A 16,449-nucleotide genomic window follows, 5' to 3' on the forward strand; every position below is an offset into this window, starting at 1 on the left:
GTCAGCCGCGGGGCAGGGCGGCGGCCGTGCGGGCGCGATCCTCGATGGCCTGCCAGTTGCCGGCGGCGACATCGGCATCGGTCACGATCCAGCTGCCGCCCACGCAGATCACATTGGGCAGCGACAGGTAGCTGTGCGCATTCTGCGGCGAGACCCCACCCGTCGGGCAGAAGCTGACCTTCGGCAGGGGGCCCGCCAGCGATTTCAGCGCCGGCGCGCCGCCCACCGCCTCGGCGGGGAAGAATTTCAGCATGTCGAAGCCCGCATCCGCCGCCCGCATCACCTCGGAGGCGGTGACGGTGCCCGGCAGCAGCGGCAGCTCCAGATCGGCGCAGGCCTGGATCAGCCGGTCGGTCAGGCCCGGCGAGACGGCGAAGGTCGCGCCCGCATCCTTGGCGCGCTTGGCGTCGTCCGGGCTCAGCACGGTGCCCGCGCCGACATGGCCGCCCTCGACCTTCGCCATGGCGCGGATCGCGTCCAGCGCGGCATCCGAGCGCAGCGTCACTTCCAGCACCGGCAGCCCGCCGGTGATCAGCGCGCGGGCCAGGTCGGCGGCGGACGCGGCGTCGCGGATCACGATGACCGGAATGACCGGCGCCAGCTGGCAGAGGGCCTTGGTCTGGCGGGACTGAAGTTCGGGGGTCATGACGCACCTGGAAATCTGGGAAAAATCGCCCCGAACCTGACCCGAAAGCCCCCGGCGATGCAAGCGAAGAAGGCCGCCCGCCCATGCCTGGGGATCCACGCGCGGCCCCGGCACAGGGCAGGCGGGCCGGCGATTTTACTTGCATCCGCCCGGGCCAGGGGCTAAGGCGCGCACACTTCACAGGCAGGGGCGGGCCCTCGCGGGAGACATCCGCGAACGGTCCACCGGTTGGGGCATCCGCCCTGAGATCCCCTGCCAAGGCGCAAACCGGAAAGGAACTCCTCATGGCGCTTCCCGAATTCACGCTGCGTCAGCTTCTTGAAGCTGGCGTTCACTATGGTCACCAGACCCAACGCTGGAACCCCCGCATGGGCGAGTTCATCTATGGTGACCGCAACGGCATCCACATCCTCGACCTGACGCAGACGCTGCCGATGCTGGACGCGGCCCTGCAGGTCGTGCGCGACACGGTCGCCAAGGGCGGCCGCGTGCTGTTCGTCGGCACCAAGCGCCAGGCGCAGCGCTCGATCGCGGAAGCGGCCGAGAAGTCGGCGCAGTTCTACATGAACCACCGCTGGCTGGGCGGCACGCTGACCAACTGGAAGACCGTCAGCCAGTCGATCAACCGTCTGAAGGCGATCGACGAGACGATGGCCGGCGGCGCCGAGGGCCTGACCAAGAAAGAGCGCCTGCAGCTGGAGCGCGAGCAGACCAAACTGCAAGCTTCGCTTGGCGGCATCCGCGACATGGGCGGCCTTCCCGACCTGATCTTCGTCATCGACGTGAACAAGGAAGACCTGGCCATCCTGGAGGCCCGCAAGCTGGGCATCCCGGTCGTCGCCGTGGTCGACACCAACTGCTCGCCCGATGGCATCGACTATATCATCCCGGGCAATGACGATGCGGCCCGCGCCATCTCGCTCTATTGCGATCTGGTCAGCCGCGCGGCTCTGGACGGCATGACCGCCCATATGGGCGCCTCGGGCGTCGATCTGGGTTCGCTGGCCGATGCTCCGGAAGAGATGATGGACGAGGCCCCCGCTGCCGAAGAGGCGCCGGCCGAGGCCTGATCCGCGTCCCGGATTGCAGATTTCATCGAATTGTCGTCAGGCGGGGATATGCCCCGCCTGACGCGTTGAACACAGAGGAGACGGATATGGCAATCACCGCAGCGATGGTGAAGGAACTGCGCGAGATGACCGGCGCGGGCATGATGGACGCCAAGAAGGCCCTGACCGAGACCGAAGGCGACATGGATGCCGCCGTCGACTGGCTGCGCACGAAGGGCCTGTCGAAGGCCGCCAAGAAATCCGGCCGCGTGGCCGCCGAGGGTCTGGTGGCCGTGGCCGTCAAGGACGGCAAGGGCGTCGCGGTCGAGGTGAACTCGGAAACCGATTTCGTCGGCAAGAACGAGGAATTCCAGGCCATGGTGCGCAAGATCGCCCAGGCCGCGCTGGAGGTCGACGACATCGAGGCGCTGAAATCCGCGCAGATCGACGGCAAGCCCGTCTCCGAGGTCCTGACCGATGCCATCGCCAAGATCGGCGAGAACATGAGCCTGCGCCGCATGGTTGTCGTGACCGCGCCGACCGTCGTGCATTACGTGCATAACGCGGCCACCGACGGCATGGGCAAGATCGGCGTCCTCGTCGGTCTGGACGGCGGCAATGCCGAGATCGGTCGCCAGATCGCGATGCATGTCGCGGCCACCGCGCCGGCATCCCTGGGCGAGGCCGACCTGGACCCCGCGCTGGTCGAGCGCGAGAAGCAGGTCCTGACCGAGCAGGCGCGCGAATCCGGCAAGCCCGAGGCCGTGATCGAGAAGATGATCGAAGGCCGCATGAAGAAGTTCTTCGAAGAGGTCACGCTGACCGGCCAGAAATTCGTCATCAATCCCGACCTGACCGTGGCCGAAGCGGCCAAGGAGCAGGGCGCGACGATCGTGGGCTTCGCCCGTGTGGCTGTCGGCGAAGGCATCGAGAAGAAGGAAGAGGATTTCGCAGCCGAGGTCGCCAAGACCCTCAGCGGCGCCTGATCCCGACCTTGCCTGACTGACACGGTGACATGCCGGCCCCTCGGGCCGGCATCTTGCTGTCCGGGCATGAGGCCTGGGCGGAGGGAGTACGCGGCACCCGTCGCCCAGATGGCGTCTGGAAGCGCTTGCCGGCGCGATAGCCTCCTGACTCTGGCAGGATGCCCGCTGACTGCCAGAGGCCAGAGGCCCCCGGGGCCGGGCTCAGGACAGCCGCAGACTGCGCGATCGCATGGCGTCGGGCGGGACCAGCAGCCGGCAGACATGCGCCTTGAGCACGGCCTGCGCGGTCGTGGCCACCCCCAGGGCCTCGCGCGCCAGCCGGGTGTGCTTTTCCACCGTGGCGGGGGTGATGCCGAGGATGGTGGCGACCTCTGCGACGGTCTTGCCGGCCGAGCGCCAGGTCAGGACCTCGCGTTGGCGGGGGGTCAGGGTCGTGACGGGCAGGGACCGGTTCATCGTGGCGATGCGCATGTGCATGACCCAGGCCAGCACCCGCACCTCGCGCCCCGACTGCCGCCAGCGCTGCGCCAGGACGTCGGCATCCATGCCCTGTCCCGGAAAGACCAGCACCACGCCGACGCTGTCCAGCACCTTGTCGCGCAGGCTGTTGATCCGGCATTGCCCCAGCCCGTGCCGGGCCGCAAGGTCGAGCGAGGGCGAGACGACGCCCGGCAGGGCCAGAAGGTCGTCCGCGGCAATGTCCCCGTCATTGTTCAGGGCCCATTGAATCCAGGGGTCATCGTCCAGCGCGCCCAGCATCTGCGCCTCGGCCATCAGCTTGAAGGGAAGATTCGTGAAGACGATGGGCCGGTCGCGCAGCACCGAGGAGGGCACGCTGAGCATGAACTGCGCCGCATAGAGCGCATGATCGAAGCCCAGCTGCGCGATTTCCTGCAGGAAGACGTCACGGATCTCGGACGCGGTTTCGACAACCAGAAGGCGTTCAACGGCATGTGAAAACATCTTGATGAGGGACCCGGACACCGTTCAAAACGCTATTGGACGTTGGCGAAGGGCGTTTGCCAAGAAATAAATTCACCACATGGTTAATAAGTGCAGACATTTCGACCATTTCCGGCGCGGGCAGCCGAAGGTCGGGGGCGGGGCGGGGGAAGGCCTTGAAAGGGCGGGCCGGGGCTGGACCTTTGCGCAAGCGAGATGCACAAGATCGTCCAGATCTTCCCCAGTCCGGACCCTGTCCCATGCCCTTCATCATCGCCATTGACGGACCCGCAGCCTCGGGCAAGGGGACCATCGCCCGCGCCCTGGCGGCGGAGCTGGGGTTTCATCACCTGGATACCGGGCTGCTCTATCGGGCGACGGGGGCCAAGGGGGGTGATCCTGTGGCGGCGGCCCGGGGGCTGACGGCGGCCGATCTGGCCCGCGACGATCTGCGCAGCGCGGCGGCGGGGCAGGCGGCCAGCCGCATCGCCGCCATCCCCGAGGTGCGCGCGGCCCTGGTCGCGTTCCAGCACTGTTTCGCCGCGCAGGATCCGGGCGCCGTGCTGGACGGGCGCGACATCGGCACGGTGATCTACCCGGGGGCCGAGGTGAAGCTGTATGTCACCGCCTCGGACGCGGTGCGCGCCGCGCGCCGCGCCGCCGAGCTGGGGGCCGATCCCGACCAAATGCTGGCCGAGCTGCGCGAGCGCGATCTGCGCGACAGCCAGCGCGACGTCGCGCCGCTGCGCCCCGCCGAGGATGCTGTGGTGCTGGATACCAGCACCCTGAGCATCGAGGAGGCCGTGGCGCGTGCCTTGGCCGAGGTGCGCCGGGTCCGGGCGGGCTAGGGGGCTGCCGCCCCCTCTTGGCCGTGCCGGCCAATTCACCCCCGCGGGTATTTGGGCAAACGAGATTCAGGGGGCGATGATCTCGAACCGGGCGACATCGACCATGCCGCGATCGGTGATCTTGAGGGCGGGGATCACCGGCAGGGCCAGGAAGGCCAGCTGCAGGAAGGGCTCCTCGAGCGTCGTGCCGAGGCTGCGGGCGGCGGCGCGCAGCTCGATCAGCCGGTCGCGGACCGCCTCGAAGGGATCAAGGCTCATCAGGCCCGCGACGGGCAGGGGCAGTTCGGCGAGGATCCGGCCGTCGAGGGCCACGACGAAGCCGCCTTCGATGTCGCTCAGGCGGTTGGCGGCCAGGGCCATGTCGTCGTAATCGGCGCCGAGCGCGACGATGTTGTGATGGTCATGGCAGACGGTCGAGGCGATGGCGCCGCGGGTCAGGCCGAAGCCCTTGACGAATCCGGTGGCGATGTTGCCGTTCCTGCCGTGGCGTTCGATCACGGCGATGCGCATCAGGTCGCGGGCGGGGTCGGGGCGCTTGTCGCCGCTCTCGGGGGGGATGTCGATCGTCAGGTGCTCGGTGATGATCTTGCCCTCGAGGATGCCGATCACCGGGGTTTCGGTGCGGTTTCCGCGCGCGCGGAAATCGGCGGCGCGGACCTGCGGCGCGCGGACCGAGGCGCGGCCCACCGGGGCCACATGGCCGCGCGCGGCGAAGGCGCGGTCGTCGACCACGCGCCCGCCGGTCAGGACCAGCTGCGCCCGGCAGTCCTGCAGGCTGTCGATCGCCACGATGTCGGCGCGCAGGCCGGGCGCGATCAACCCGCGATCCTTCAGCCCGAAGGCCTCGGCGGCCGAGAGCGAGGCGGCGCGATAGGCGGCCAGCGGCGAGGTGCCGAGCGCGATCAGGCGTCGGATCATGTAATCCAGATGGCCGTGCTCTCCGATGTCCAGCGGGTTGCGGTCGTCGGTGCACAGGCACAGATAGGCGCTGGTGGCCTCGGTCAGGATCGGCTGCAGGGCGTCCAGATCCTTACTGACCGAGCCTTCGCGGATCAGGACACGCATCCCCTTGCGCAGCTTTTCCAGCGCCTCCTCGGCGGTGGTGGCCTCGTGTTCGGTGCGGATGCCGGCGGCGATATAGGCATTCAGATCTCGACCGGTCAGCTGCGGGCAATGGCCGTCGACATGGCCGCCCGCGAACAGCGCCAACTTGGCCATGGCGGCGGGGTCGCGATGGATCACGCCGGGATAGTTCATGAACTCGGCCAGGCCGATGGCCGTGGGATGGTTCATCAGGGGGGCGAGGTCATCCGCCTCGATCCGGGCGCCCGAGGTTTCCATCTCGGTCGAGGGGACGCAGGAGGACAACTGGACGCGCAGGTCCATGAGCAGGTGCTCGGAGGCGGCTTGGAAGTACCGGATGCCGTTGGGGCCGATGACATTGGCGATCTCGTGCGGGTCGCAGATGGCGGTGGTGATGCCGCGGGGCGTCACGCAGCGGTCGAACTCGAAGGGGGTCACCAGGCTGCTTTCGACATGCAGATGCGTGTCGATGAAGCCCGGCACCAGCGTCAGGCCGGTCACGTCGAGGATGCGGGTGCCGTCGTAAGCGGCGCCGATCCCCGCGATGCGGTCGCCGCAGATCGCCACGTCGCCGGGGATCATCGTGCCGGTGATCAGATCGAAGACCCGGCCTCCGCGCAGGACCAGGTCGGCGGGGATGTCGCCGCGTGCCTGCGCGATCCGGCGTTCGAGGTCGTCCATGGGGGTCTCCTGTCTGCGTTATGCAGCAAAACCGATTGCAGGGCGGGCGTCGAGGGGGGCAGGGGGCGCTCGCGCCCCCTCTTGGCCGGGGCGGCCAATTCACCCCCCGAGGATATTTGGGCCAAGATGAAAGGTCAGGGGGTCCAGCGCAGGAAATTGGCGATCAGGCGCAGGCCCAGGGCCTGGGATTTCTCGGGGTGGAACTGGGTGCCGACGATGTTGTCGCGGCCCACCACCGCCGTGACCGGGCCGCCATAGTCGGCATGGGCCAGCAGATGGGCGGGGTCGGTGACCTGGAACTGCCAGCTATGCACGAAATAGGCGTGATCGCCGGTGACGATGCCGTCGAGGACAGGGTGGGCATGGTCGATGACCAGATCGTTCCAGCCCATATGCGGGACCTTGAGGCCTGGCGCGGCGATAGGGCGGATCTCTCCGCCGATCCAGTCGAGGCCGGAGGTCTCGCGGTATTCGTGGCCCGTGGTGGCCAGCATCTGCATGCCGACGCAGATGCCCATGAAGGGGATGGCGCGGCCCAGGACCGCCTCGCGCAGGGCCTCGGCCATGCCGTCGACCTCGCCCAGGGCGGTGCGGCAGGCGGGGAAGGCGCCGTCGCCGGGCAGCACGATGCGGTCGGCGCGGGCCGCCACCTCGGGGTCGGAGGTCACGATCACCTCGGCCCCCGCATCGCGGCCCATCAGCTGGAAGGCCTTTTCCGCCGAATGCAGGTTGCCGCTGTCATAGTCGATCAGCGCGACCCGCATCACAAGGCGCCCTTGGTCGAGGGCAGCACGCCCGCCATGCGGGGATCGGGCTCGACCGCCTCGCGCAGCGCGCGGGCGACGGACTTGAACGCGGCCTCGGCGATGTGATGGCTGTTCACCCCATGCAGGCGGTCGACATGCAGGGTGATGCCGCCATGGGTCGACAGCGCCTGGAAGAACTCGCGCACCAGTTCGGTGTCGAATGTGCCGATCTTTTCCGACGGGAAATCGACGTTCCAGACCAGATAGGGGCGGGCCGAAAGGTCCAGCGCCGTGCGGACCTGCGAATCGTCCATCGCCAGCAGGAAGCTGCCATAGCGGCGGATGCCCTTCTTGTCGCCAAGCGCCTGCACCAGCGCCTGGCCGATGGCGATGCCGGTATCCTCGACCGTGTGGTGGTCGTCGATGTGCAGATCGCCCCGGGCGCGGATGGTCATGTCGATCAGCGAGTGCCGCGACAGCTGGTCCAGCATGTGATCGAAGAACCCCACCCCGGTCTGGTTGTCATAGACCCCGGTGCCGTCGAGGTTCAGCGTGACCTCGATCCGGGTTTCCGAGGTCGTGCGGATGATCGTCGCCTGGCGCATGGGATATCCTTCTGTTCAGGCGCCTTATAGGGTGCCGCGCCGGATCAGCCAAGATGGACCTGACCGGCGGGATAGCGCACCCGGGGCATCATCCGCGTGGCGAGGAAGAAGCCGAGGGTCAGCGGCCCGACGCGGCCCAGAAACATCACCACCATGATGACCGCGCGGCCGAAATCGGACAGCTCGCCCGTATAGGCGCGCGACAGGCCGACCGTGCCGAAGGCCGAGGTCACCTCGAAGGCGATGTCGATGAACTCGCCGTCATGGCTGAGCAGCAGCAGGAAGATGGCGATCAGGATGACCCCCGAGGCGATGGACATCAGCGCCATGACCTTCAGCACATCGCCAAGCGGGATGGCGCGACCGAAGCCCGAGACCTCGGTCCGGCGGCGCAGGAAGGCCCAGGTCGCCAGCAGCATGACGAAGATCGTCGTGACCTTCAGTCCGCCCGCCGTCGAGGTCGGGCCCGCGCCGATCACCATCAGGATCATGTACATCAGCGAGGTCGAATCGTGCAGCCCGGCGATGTCGGTCGAATTGAACCCGGCCGTCCGGGTGGTGACGCCCTGGAACCATGCCACCGTCAGGCGGGCGGTCGTGCTGTCATACTGGCCAAGGGTGCGGGGGTTGTTCCATTCCAGGATGGCGGTCATCGCCACGCCGCCGACGATCAGCACGGCGGTGCCGATCATCATCATCCGCGTGTGCAGCGACCAGCCGCGCCAGAAGGGGCGGCGGAACAGGTCGGCCACCACGACATAGCCGATGCCCCCCGCGATGAAGAGGGCGGGGATGACCGTGTTCACGATCGGGTCCAGCGCATAGCCGGTCAGCCCCGGCGAGAAGGTCGAGAAGCCGGCATTGTTGAAGGCCGAGACGGAATGGAAGATCGCATGCCACAGCCCCGGCCCCAGCCCGTGATGGGGCATGAAGGACAGGCACAGCAGCATCGCGCCCGCCACCTCGGCCATCAGCACGATGCGCAGGATCGTCCAGACCAGCCGCGTCAGCTTGACATAGGAGGTCTGGTTCAGGTCCTCGCGCAGGTAGTTGCCCTGCATGATCCCCAAGGGAAGGCCGAGCGCCGACCAGATCAGCACGGCGAAGGTCATCAGCCCCAGCCCGCCCATCTGGATCAGCACGGCGATCACCAGCTGCCCCCAGAAGGTGAAGACCAGCTCGGTATCGACGACCGCCAGCCCGGTCACCGTCACCGCCGAGGTCGCGGTGAACAGCGCGTCCGAGATCGTGACCGGCGCCCGCGCCATCGGCGGCAGCATCAGCAGCACCCCGCCCAGCAGGATCAGCACCAGATAGCCCACCGCCAGCACGGCGGGGGGCGGGGTGCGCGCCAGCCAGCGCCGAAGCATGGCGGGCGGGCGGCGATGGCGGCGTGTCACAGCCGGTCGCCGAAATTCGTCAGGTCGACGCGCTTGCCCAGAAGCAGCAGGCGGTCGTTGGTCTGCAGGACCGGGTCCTCGGTCTTCACGCAGCGATACTCGGTGCCGCGCATCATGCCCAGCATCTGCACGCCCGGCCCGGCCTGCAGCTCGGACAGGTGACGGCCCGAGAGGCGGGCGGGGATCATCAGGTTCACGACCGAGAATCCGTTGCCCAGGCTGACGTAATCCTGCACGGCGGGATTGTTCAGCATCTGCGCGGTGTGGCGGCCCATCTCGGTTCCCGGCATGATCACCCGGTCGGCGCCGATCTTGGACAGGATGCGGTGATGCGTGCGGCTGTCGGCCTTGGCCCAGATCGTGCCCACGCCCACCAGCCGCAGGTTCATCGCGGCGATGACGTTGCCCTCCAGATCGTTGCCGATCGAGACCAGCCCCACGTCATAGCGGTCCACGCCCGCCTCGCGCAGCGCGCCCTCGTCGGTGGCGTCCAGGATGGCGCAGGCGGGCAACTGCTCGGCCAGCGCGGCCACGCGGCGCGGATCCTTGTCGATGCCCAGCACCTGATTGCCGAAGCGTGCCAGCTCGGCGGCGACGACGCTGCCGAAGGCCCCCAGGCCGATGACGACGAAGCTGCGACTCACTTTTCCCATCGGGATCCCCAGATCAGGCGAAACCGGCGGATCGTTCTGCCGCTTGCCGGGCGAAGTCAAGCGCACCTCTGCAGCGGCCTTCCAAGGCAGCTGGCAGCCATTTGCCCCGCAGAGGTGGCCTTTCTGACGGGAATGTGAGAAATGATGCATCATAGAGGCGTGTTTCCGCCAAGGGTCCATGGACCTGCCACCCGATCAAGACCCAATCTGAAAGGGACAGATGTCACCGACACCCCCCAAACCCCCCGGTCCGCCGGAAGGCCCGCAATCCGCCCGCGACCGCCGTCGCGAAGAAGAGGCCCTGCGCGGCCGCTATCCCGCGTCGGGCAAGCCCAAGCCGGTCCCGCCGCCGCCGCCCCTGCCCGAAGATGGGCAGGAGCCGCTGCCCGAGCCCGAGGGCCCGACCGAGATCATCGAGACCGACTACACCATCGGTCAGGACAATATCGAACGCGCGGGCCGGGTGCCCTATGACATCCACAACCCGGTCTTCGGCATCTCGGCCGCCGCCGTGCTGGTCTTCACCGTCGTCACGCTGCTGTTTCCCACCCAGCTGGAGCCGATCTTCGGCGGGCTGCGCGACGGGCTGACCGCGAACCTGGACTGGTTCTTCATGCTGGCCGGCAACATCTTCGTGGTGCTGTGCCTGGGGCTGATCGTCTCGCCCCTGGGCTCGATCCGGCTTGGCGGACCCGACGCCACGCCCGACTTCGCGCTCAGCGGCTGGTTCGCGATGCTCTTCGCCGCCGGCATGGGCATCGGGCTGATGTTCTATGGGGTCAGCGAGCCCCTGGGCCATTTCGAGGCCGCCCTGGGCGGCGCGGTGATGGAGGACGGCATCCGCACGGACTGGGCGCCTCTGGGCGGCGCGCTGGACGATCCCGAGGCCGCGCGCCGCATCGGCATGGCCGCGACGATCTTCCACTGGGGGCTGCACCCCTGGGCGATCTATGCGGTCGTGGCGCTGGCGCTTGGGCTGTTCGCCTACAACAAGGGCCTGCCGCTGACCCTGCGCTCGGTCTTCTACCCGATCTTCGGGGAGCGGATCTGGGGCTGGCCGGGCCATATCATCGACATCCTGGCCGTGCTGGCGACGATCTTCGGCCTGGCGACCTCGCTTGGCCTCGGCGCCGAGCAGGCGACGGCGGGTCTGGCCTATCTGTTCGGGTTCCAGAACACCGACACCACCAAGGTCATCCTGATCGTGGGCATCACCATCGTCGCGGGCGCCTCAGTCGTCCTCGGTGTCGAGAAGGGCGTCAAGCGCCTGTCGGAACTGAACATGGTGCTGGCCATCCTGCTGCTGGTCTTCGTCATCATCGTCGGCCCGACGCTGGCGATCCTGACCGGCTTCTTCTCGAACCTGGGCGCCTATGCGTCCGAGGTCATCCCGCTGTCCAACCCCTTCGGGCGGACGGATGACAACTTCCGCCATGGCTGGACGGCCTTCTACTGGGCCTGGTGGATCAGCTGGTCGCCCTTCGTCGGCATGTTCATCGCCCGCGTCAGCCGCGGCCGCACCGTGCGGCAGTTCCTGATCGCGGTGCTGATCGTGCCCTCGCTGATCTCGGTCCTGTGGATGACGGCGCTTGGCGGCACCGCCATCGACATCACCATCGGCGGCTTCACCGGCATCCTGGACGCGCCGCTGGAGCTGGAGCTGTTCACCATGCTGGAACAGCTGCCGCTGACCGCGATCACCAGCTTCGTGGGCATCGTGCTGGTCATCGTGTTCTTCATCACCTCGTCGGACAGCGGCTCGCTGGTGATCGACACGATCGCGGCGGGGGGCAAGGTCAACGCGCCCGTCCCGCAGCGCATCTTCTGGGTCGGTGTCGAGGGTCTGGTGGCCATCGCGCTGCTGCTGGGCGGGGGACTGGCCGCGCTGCAGGCGATGGCCGTCTCGACCGGGTTCCCGTTCACGATCGTGCTGCTGGGCGCCTGCTACGCGCTGGTCAAAGGGCTGATCGCGGAACGGCGGGAACTGACCTGAGGGCAGCTGCCGCAATCCGGGCGAACGGGCGGGTTGAACCCGCCCGTTCTTGTCTTATGAGGGCGTCAATGCGACAACCCCCTGACATGCCACCGAAGGACCGATGCCGATGAGCGACATCACCGCCAGCGAACGCCGGCTCAGCGCCGCGCTCGACCGTCTGGACCGGCTGCTGGAGACGGCACCGGCCCCTGCCGCCGATCCCGGCCTGATCGCCCGCCTGACCGAGGAACGCGATGCCGCGCTTGCGCGCGCCGAGGCCACGGGACCGGCACCCGAGGAGGGATCCGACAGCGCCGTCCTCACCGACCTGCAGGTCCGGCTGGAGGCCGCGATCGAGCAGTCCGCTCGTCTGTCCACCGCCAATGAAGAGCTGATGACCGCCAATCGCGATTTGCTGGACGCGCAGGCCACCGGCGGTATCGGCCCCGACGAGACCCGCGCCGCGCTGGAGGCCGAGATCGCCGCCCTGCGCGCCGCCCGCGCCGCCGAGATGGCGCAGATGAGCGAGATCATGACCGAACTGGAACGCCTGCTGGCCGCCGATCAGGACGGCGACGGGCCCGATGAGGCGCCGCTGGCGCTTCACGCGACCGAGGCCGCCGGCGACGGCGCCGGCCTTCCCGAGGGCGAGGACCGCGACGGTCTGCCCGACGCGGAAGGCAATGACGCACTGCCTGTCCCGGAAAACTCTGCGGAACTGCCCGACCCGAAGGCCGATGCCGGGGCGGACGGCACCGCGCCGTCGCCCGACGGCCCGGGTCTGCCCGACATGGGTGACGGTTCCATTCTGCCCGACACGGGCGGTCGCCCCACCCCTCAGGAGGATCGCTGACATGGCCGAGGTCGAATTCACCATCGGGCACAAGGAATACCGCGTCGGCGCCGCCGATGGCGAGGAACGCCTGCTGTCCCGCGCCGCCCTGATCCTGGACGCCGAGGCGCGTCAGATCCTGGACCAGGCAGGCCGCGTCCCCGAGACGCGCCTGCTGCTGCTGGCGGGCCTGATGCTGGCCGACCGCTTCGCCGCGCTGGAAGAGCGCGCCGAAAAGGCCGAGCGCCATGTGAACCGGTTGCAGCAGAACCCGCCCCGCGTCGAGGTGCCCGTCATTCCCGCCGATCTGCGCGAGGCCATGGCCGAGATGGCCGCCCGCGCCGAATCGCTGGCCGATCGGCTGGACGAACAGCGGCGCGGCTGACCCCCGCTTAACCTTGCCTTAAGGTCTGGCGGCGATGCTGGGGCCATGATGCAGATGGCCCCCTTCCTGATGATTCTGGTCCTGATGGGCTGCGCCTCGCCCTCGCCGAGCTTTCTGGGCGCGGCCCGTCAGGATGTCACGGTCGAGGGGATGCGCTTTGCCGTCTATGCCCGCGCGACCGAGGCACAGGTGATCCGGCTGGACAGGCTGCGCCGCGCCGACCGGGGCCTCGTCGCCCCCCGGATGCGGCGCGCGGCCGAGATGGCGACCGGCTGTCGCGCGATCCCGGACAGCCTGATCCCGGTGGGCGGCGCCGATTCGGCGGTGGGCAGGGTGGACCTGCGCTGCCCGCCCTAGCCCTCCGATCCGTCGCCCAGAAAGGCCACCAGCGTCTCGGCCACCGCCTCGGGGGCGTCGGCATGCAGCCAGTGGCCGGCCTCCTTCAGGGTGACGATGCCGACCTGCGGGAAGAATTGGCGCAGCGCGTCCTCGCCCGCCGCATCGACGTAATCCGATTTCGCCCCGCGCAGGGCCATGACCTTGCCGGGGAAGGCCTCGGCGGGCAGGCCCTCGGGCCAGCCGGTGATCTGGCCCATGGCCGCGCGCAGGACGGGCAGGTTCAGCCGCCAGACCGGGGGCGCGGCCTTCAGGTCCAGGTTCTGCAGCAGGAAGGCGCGGATGCCGGGCTGGGGGACATGGGCGGCCAGCTGTCGGTCGGCCTCGCTGCGCCGGGTGACCGAGCCCAGGTCCAGCGCCTCCATCGCGTCGATATAGCCGGTCTGGTCGTGGTCATAGGCCAGAGGCGCGATGTCCATGACGACCAGCCGCCGGACCAGATCGGGCCGGGTCAGCGCCAGCACCATCGCGGCCTTGCCGCCCATAGAATGGCCGACCAGATCGACCGGGCCGCCCAGATCGGCGATCAGATCGGCCAGATCCTCGGCCAGGGCCGGATAATCGGCACGCTCGCCCTGCGGGCTGTCGCCGTGGTTGCGCAGATCGACGCTGACGACCCGGCGCGTCTCGGCCAGCCGGCGGGCCTGCGCGCCCAGGTTGCGGCCCTGCCCGTAGAGGCCGTGGACCAGCAGGATCGGAATGGCCCCCGTCGGGCCGATGGCGGTGTGATGCAGCTTCATGGCGCCAGCTTACGGCGTCTGGCGCGCGGCTGCCATCCCGTCTATCGTGATCCGATGACGCGCAAGGGCCAGAGCTTCGAAGACATCCCGGCCCTGGCCGACGAGATCGCCGTGCTGATGGCCTCGCGCCTTGGCGGCGTGCGGCGGGGAGAGCGTCCGCCCCTGCATGTTATGCTGCGCCGTCGTGGCGGCGCCTTGCCCGCGCGCCTTCGCGCCCGGGCTGCCCGGCTAGCCGAGGCCGACCGGCTGTCGGCCCAGCCCAAGGTGGCCCGCCAGCTGCCCCGCGCCCGGCTTGGCCGCGACCATGCCGCGCTGGCCGCGCATCTGCGCCCCTTGGGCGAGCTGTCGCGCTGGCAGGGACGGGCGGTCAGCTTCGGGGCCTCGGTGGCGCTCGGCCTGCTGGTCGTCGGCGCGCTGGCGATCTGGATCATGCTGCAGCGCGGGCTCTTGTGACTTGCGCATGATGCAACCCTGACCCGCGCCCGCGGGCCTTGCCAAACCTGCCCCAAGCTGGTGTGTGAGGGCTAACATCCCCTCCGCGCGCAGGATCCCCACATGACCTCCCCCCCAGATTTCCGCGCCGCCGTGCTGGCGCTGGCGCTTGGCGCCTTCGCCATCGGCACGTCGGAATTCGCGGCGATGGGGCTTCTGCCCTATTTCGCCGCCGACCTGGCACTGACCGAGCCGCAGGCCGGCCACGTCATCAGCGCCTATGCGTTGGGCGTGGTGGTCGGCGCGCCGGTCACCGCGATCCTGGGCGCACGCCTGCCGCGGCGGCGCTATCTGGCGGCGCTGATGGCCTTCTACGGCGTCGTGAACCTGATCGCAGCGGTGATGCCGGATCTGGCGACGCTGACCGGCATGCGCTTTCTGGCGGGCCTGCCGCATGGCGGCTTCCTGGGCGTGGCGATGCTGTACGCCGCCGACGCCCTGCCGCCCGAGCAGCGCGGGCGCGGGCTGGCGCGGGTCCTTCTGGGCCTGACGGTCGCCAATATCGTGGGCGTGCCGCTGGCGGGCTGGATGGGGCAGAGCATCGGCTGGCGGTGGGGCTTTGCTCTGCCGGGCGTGCTGGCGCTGATCTCGGCCTGGCTGATCCTGCGCGTCGCGCCCCGTGTGGGCGGCAACCCCGATGCGCGCCCGTGGGACGAGCTCTATGCGCTGAAGAACCCGCGCGTGCTGTGGGTGCTGGCGGTGGGGGCGATCGGCTTCGGCGGGCTGTTCGCGGTCTATGCCTTCCTGACGGCGGGCATCCTGGCCACCACCGACGCGCCCGGCTATGTCATCCCGCTGACGCTGGCGGTGTTCGGCGTGGGCGGCACGCTTGGCACCTGGGGCGCGGGGCGCCTGACCGAGCGGATGGGCATCGACCGCGCCGCCTATCTGTCGCTGGCGGCGATGGCCGCCACGCAGGGCTTTGCCGCGCTGGTGGTGGGCAGCTGGCCTCTGATGGTGCTGTCGTCCTTCCTGATCGCCGCCGGGGCCGGGCTGGTGATCCCGCTGCAGACGCGGCTGATGGATGTGGCAGGCTCGGCGCAGAACATGGCCGCCGCGATGAACCATGCGGCCTTCAACGCGGCCAATGCACTTGGGCCCTTCCTGGCCGGGATGGCCCTGGCGGCGGGCTGGGGCTGGCGCGCGCCGGGGCTGGTGGGCGTCGCGCTTACGGCAGCGGGGGCGGTGGCGCTGACCCTGTCGATCCGCCAGGACCGGAAACGCGATCGGGCAGGATCGGCGCCGGCAACGAGCGCAGGATGACCTGCCGCGAGGTCGAGGCGAACTCGCGTCGCCAGGTGACCCACAGCACGATCCCCGTACCCAGCATCAGCGTCCAGGCCCCGGTCAGCCAGCCAAGCGAGCCCAGGGCGAAGTAGACGCTGCGCAGCCCGGCATTGAAGCTGCGCGCGGCGGTGATGTTCAGATCCGCCGCCTGCATGGCGCGGTCCATGGCGTCCGGGTGGTCGGCCTTGTTCGGCACGGCGGCCATCATCACCGCGCAATAGCCGAACAGCCGGTGCGCCCAGACAAACTTCAGGAAGGCATTGGCCACGAAGAACATCGGCACCAGCAGCCGCAGCTCCCACCCGGTGTCAGTGGCGGGGTCCAGCTCCAGCCCCGAGGCGATGGTGCGCAGGCGTTCCCCATTGCCGATCAGCGCCAGCAGCCCCCCGGTGGCGATCATGCAGGCGCTGGCGAAGAAGGCCGTGCCCTCGCGCAGGCTGGCCAGGATGTTGCCGTCGAAGATGCGCGGCTCGCGGGTCACGAAATAGCGCATCCATTCCCGGCGATAGCGCGTCATCAGCACCGAGACCGAGGGCCGCCCCTGCGGCGGGCGTTCCGTGAACCAGCCGATGCCCAGCCAGGCCGCGAACAGCATCACCAGCGCGATCAGGTCGCGCAGCGCCAGCGGATGGGAAGCGAGTTGGTCCAGCATGGTCATGGCGCGACATTAAGGCGGGATGGCGCGGCTTGTAAGCCCCTGCGC

At 69.0% G+C, this 16,449-nt stretch carries 18 protein-coding genes; 9 read left to right on the top strand and 9 right to left on the bottom strand.

Translation table 11 applies throughout. The annotated features are described in order from the left end of the window. Position 1: 1 nt before the first annotated feature. Positions 2 to 646: a bifunctional 4-hydroxy-2-oxoglutarate aldolase/2-dehydro-3-deoxy-phosphogluconate aldolase gene (gene eda / locus FA743_RS04980; RefSeq protein ID WP_136884790.1), complete on the bottom strand. Its 645-nt coding sequence runs from the start codon at positions 644 to 646 to the stop codon at positions 2 to 4. A gap of 284 nt (positions 647 to 930) precedes the next feature. Between eda and rpsB the strand changes: the two genes are divergently transcribed. Both rpsB and tsf read left to right on the top strand, forming a co-directional pair. Further along, positions 931 to 1,716 (top strand): 30S ribosomal protein S2, encoded by a 786-nt coding sequence (gene rpsB / locus FA743_RS04985; protein WP_136884791.1) that lies wholly within the window; start codon positions 931 to 933, stop codon positions 1,714 to 1,716. An 86-nt stretch (positions 1,717 to 1,802) separates the two neighbouring features. Beyond that, entirely contained in the window at positions 1,803 to 2,681 is an 879-nt protein-coding gene (gene tsf, locus FA743_RS04990) for a translation elongation factor Ts (RefSeq protein ID WP_136884792.1), read from the top strand. A gap of 201 nt (positions 2,682 to 2,882) precedes the next feature. On the opposite strand, the gene FA743_RS04995 is transcribed toward tsf, so the two are convergent. Further along, entirely contained in the window at positions 2,883 to 3,644 is a 762-nt protein-coding gene (locus tag FA743_RS04995; protein ID WP_136884793.1) for a helix-turn-helix transcriptional regulator, read from the bottom strand. A gap of 239 nt (positions 3,645 to 3,883) precedes the next feature. Here FA743_RS04995 and FA743_RS05000 point away from each other — a divergent pair, with 239 nt between their 5' ends. After that, a complete protein-coding gene (locus tag FA743_RS05000) occupies positions 3,884 to 4,471 on the top strand; it encodes a (d)CMP kinase (protein ID WP_136884794.1) in 588 nt (195 codons plus the stop codon). Between the two features lie 66 nt (positions 4,472 to 4,537). On the opposite strand, the gene ade is transcribed toward FA743_RS05000, so the two are convergent. From ade to FA743_RS05025, 5 genes are all read right to left on the bottom strand, one after another. Beyond that, positions 4,538 to 6,235, bottom strand: a complete 1,698-nt coding sequence (ade, locus tag FA743_RS05005; protein ID WP_136884795.1) for an adenine deaminase — start codon at positions 6,233 to 6,235, stop codon at positions 4,538 to 4,540. A gap of 134 nt (positions 6,236 to 6,369) precedes the next feature. Continuing rightward, positions 6,370 to 6,999 carry an imidazole glycerol phosphate synthase subunit HisH gene (gene hisH / locus FA743_RS05010; RefSeq protein WP_136884796.1) on the bottom strand — a complete coding sequence of 210 codons (630 nt, stop codon included), beginning with the start codon at positions 6,997 to 6,999 and terminating at the stop codon, positions 6,370 to 6,372. Beyond that, positions 6,999 to 7,586, bottom strand: coding sequence for an imidazoleglycerol-phosphate dehydratase HisB (gene hisB, locus FA743_RS05015; protein ID WP_136884797.1), 588 nt, complete (start codon positions 7,584 to 7,586; stop codon positions 6,999 to 7,001). Before hisB ends, hisH begins: the two co-directional genes overlap by 1 nt. 44 nt (positions 7,587 to 7,630) lie before the next feature. Beyond that, complete coding sequence (locus FA743_RS05020) at positions 7,631 to 8,956, bottom strand: TrkH family potassium uptake protein (RefSeq protein WP_136885006.1); 1,326 nt, start codon at positions 8,954 to 8,956, stop codon at positions 7,631 to 7,633. A 26-nt stretch (positions 8,957 to 8,982) separates the two neighbouring features. Beyond that, complete coding sequence (locus FA743_RS05025) at positions 8,983 to 9,639, bottom strand: potassium channel family protein (protein WP_136884798.1); 657 nt, start codon at positions 9,637 to 9,639, stop codon at positions 8,983 to 8,985. Positions 9,640 to 9,859: 220 nt separating this feature from the next. Between FA743_RS05025 and FA743_RS05030 the strand changes: the two genes are divergently transcribed. From FA743_RS05030 to FA743_RS05045, 4 genes are all read left to right on the top strand, one after another. Beyond that, a complete protein-coding gene (locus FA743_RS05030) occupies positions 9,860 to 11,632 on the top strand; it encodes a BCCT family transporter (protein ID WP_136884799.1) in 1,773 nt (590 codons plus the stop codon). Positions 11,633 to 11,741: 109 nt separating this feature from the next. After that, positions 11,742 to 12,467, top strand: coding sequence for a hypothetical protein (locus FA743_RS20440; protein WP_211242194.1), 726 nt, complete (start codon positions 11,742 to 11,744; stop codon positions 12,465 to 12,467). A gap of 1 nt (position 12,468) precedes the next feature. After that, entirely contained in the window at positions 12,469 to 12,831 is a 363-nt protein-coding gene (gene zapA, locus FA743_RS05040) for a cell division protein ZapA (protein WP_135313172.1), read from the top strand. A 45-nt stretch (positions 12,832 to 12,876) separates the two neighbouring features. Continuing rightward, positions 12,877 to 13,188 carry a hypothetical protein gene (locus FA743_RS05045; RefSeq protein WP_169308770.1) on the top strand — a complete coding sequence of 104 codons (312 nt, stop codon included), beginning with the start codon at positions 12,877 to 12,879 and terminating at the stop codon, positions 13,186 to 13,188. On the opposite strand, the gene FA743_RS05050 is transcribed toward FA743_RS05045, so the two are convergent. Beyond that, on the bottom strand, positions 13,185 to 13,967 hold the full coding sequence (locus FA743_RS05050; RefSeq protein ID WP_136884801.1) for an alpha/beta fold hydrolase: 783 nt from the start codon (positions 13,965 to 13,967) through the stop codon (positions 13,185 to 13,187). The genes FA743_RS05045 and FA743_RS05050 overlap by 4 nt on opposite strands. Between FA743_RS05050 and FA743_RS05055 the strand changes: the two genes are divergently transcribed. Further along, positions 13,956 to 14,420 (top strand): hypothetical protein, encoded by a 465-nt coding sequence (locus FA743_RS05055; RefSeq protein ID WP_246054840.1) that lies wholly within the window; start codon positions 13,956 to 13,958, stop codon positions 14,418 to 14,420. The two genes, FA743_RS05050 and FA743_RS05055, sit on opposite strands and share 12 nt — an antisense overlap. A 102-nt stretch (positions 14,421 to 14,522) precedes the next feature. Further along, the gene (locus tag FA743_RS05060) at positions 14,523 to 15,722 is read left to right on the top strand and encodes an MFS transporter (protein ID WP_136884802.1); all 1,200 of its coding nucleotides are present in this window, start codon (positions 14,523 to 14,525) and stop codon (positions 15,720 to 15,722) included. Here FA743_RS05060 and FA743_RS05065 read toward each other — a convergent pair. Beyond that, a complete protein-coding gene (locus FA743_RS05065; RefSeq protein ID WP_136884803.1) occupies positions 15,628 to 16,404 on the bottom strand; it encodes a DUF599 domain-containing protein in 777 nt (258 codons plus the stop codon). The genes FA743_RS05060 and FA743_RS05065 overlap by 95 nt on opposite strands. Positions 16,405 to 16,449: the final 45 nt, after the last annotated feature.

The sequence above is a fragment of the Paracoccus gahaiensis genome, assembly GCF_005048225.1.
Lineage (GTDB): Bacteria > Pseudomonadota > Alphaproteobacteria > Rhodobacterales > Rhodobacteraceae > Paracoccus > Paracoccus gahaiensis.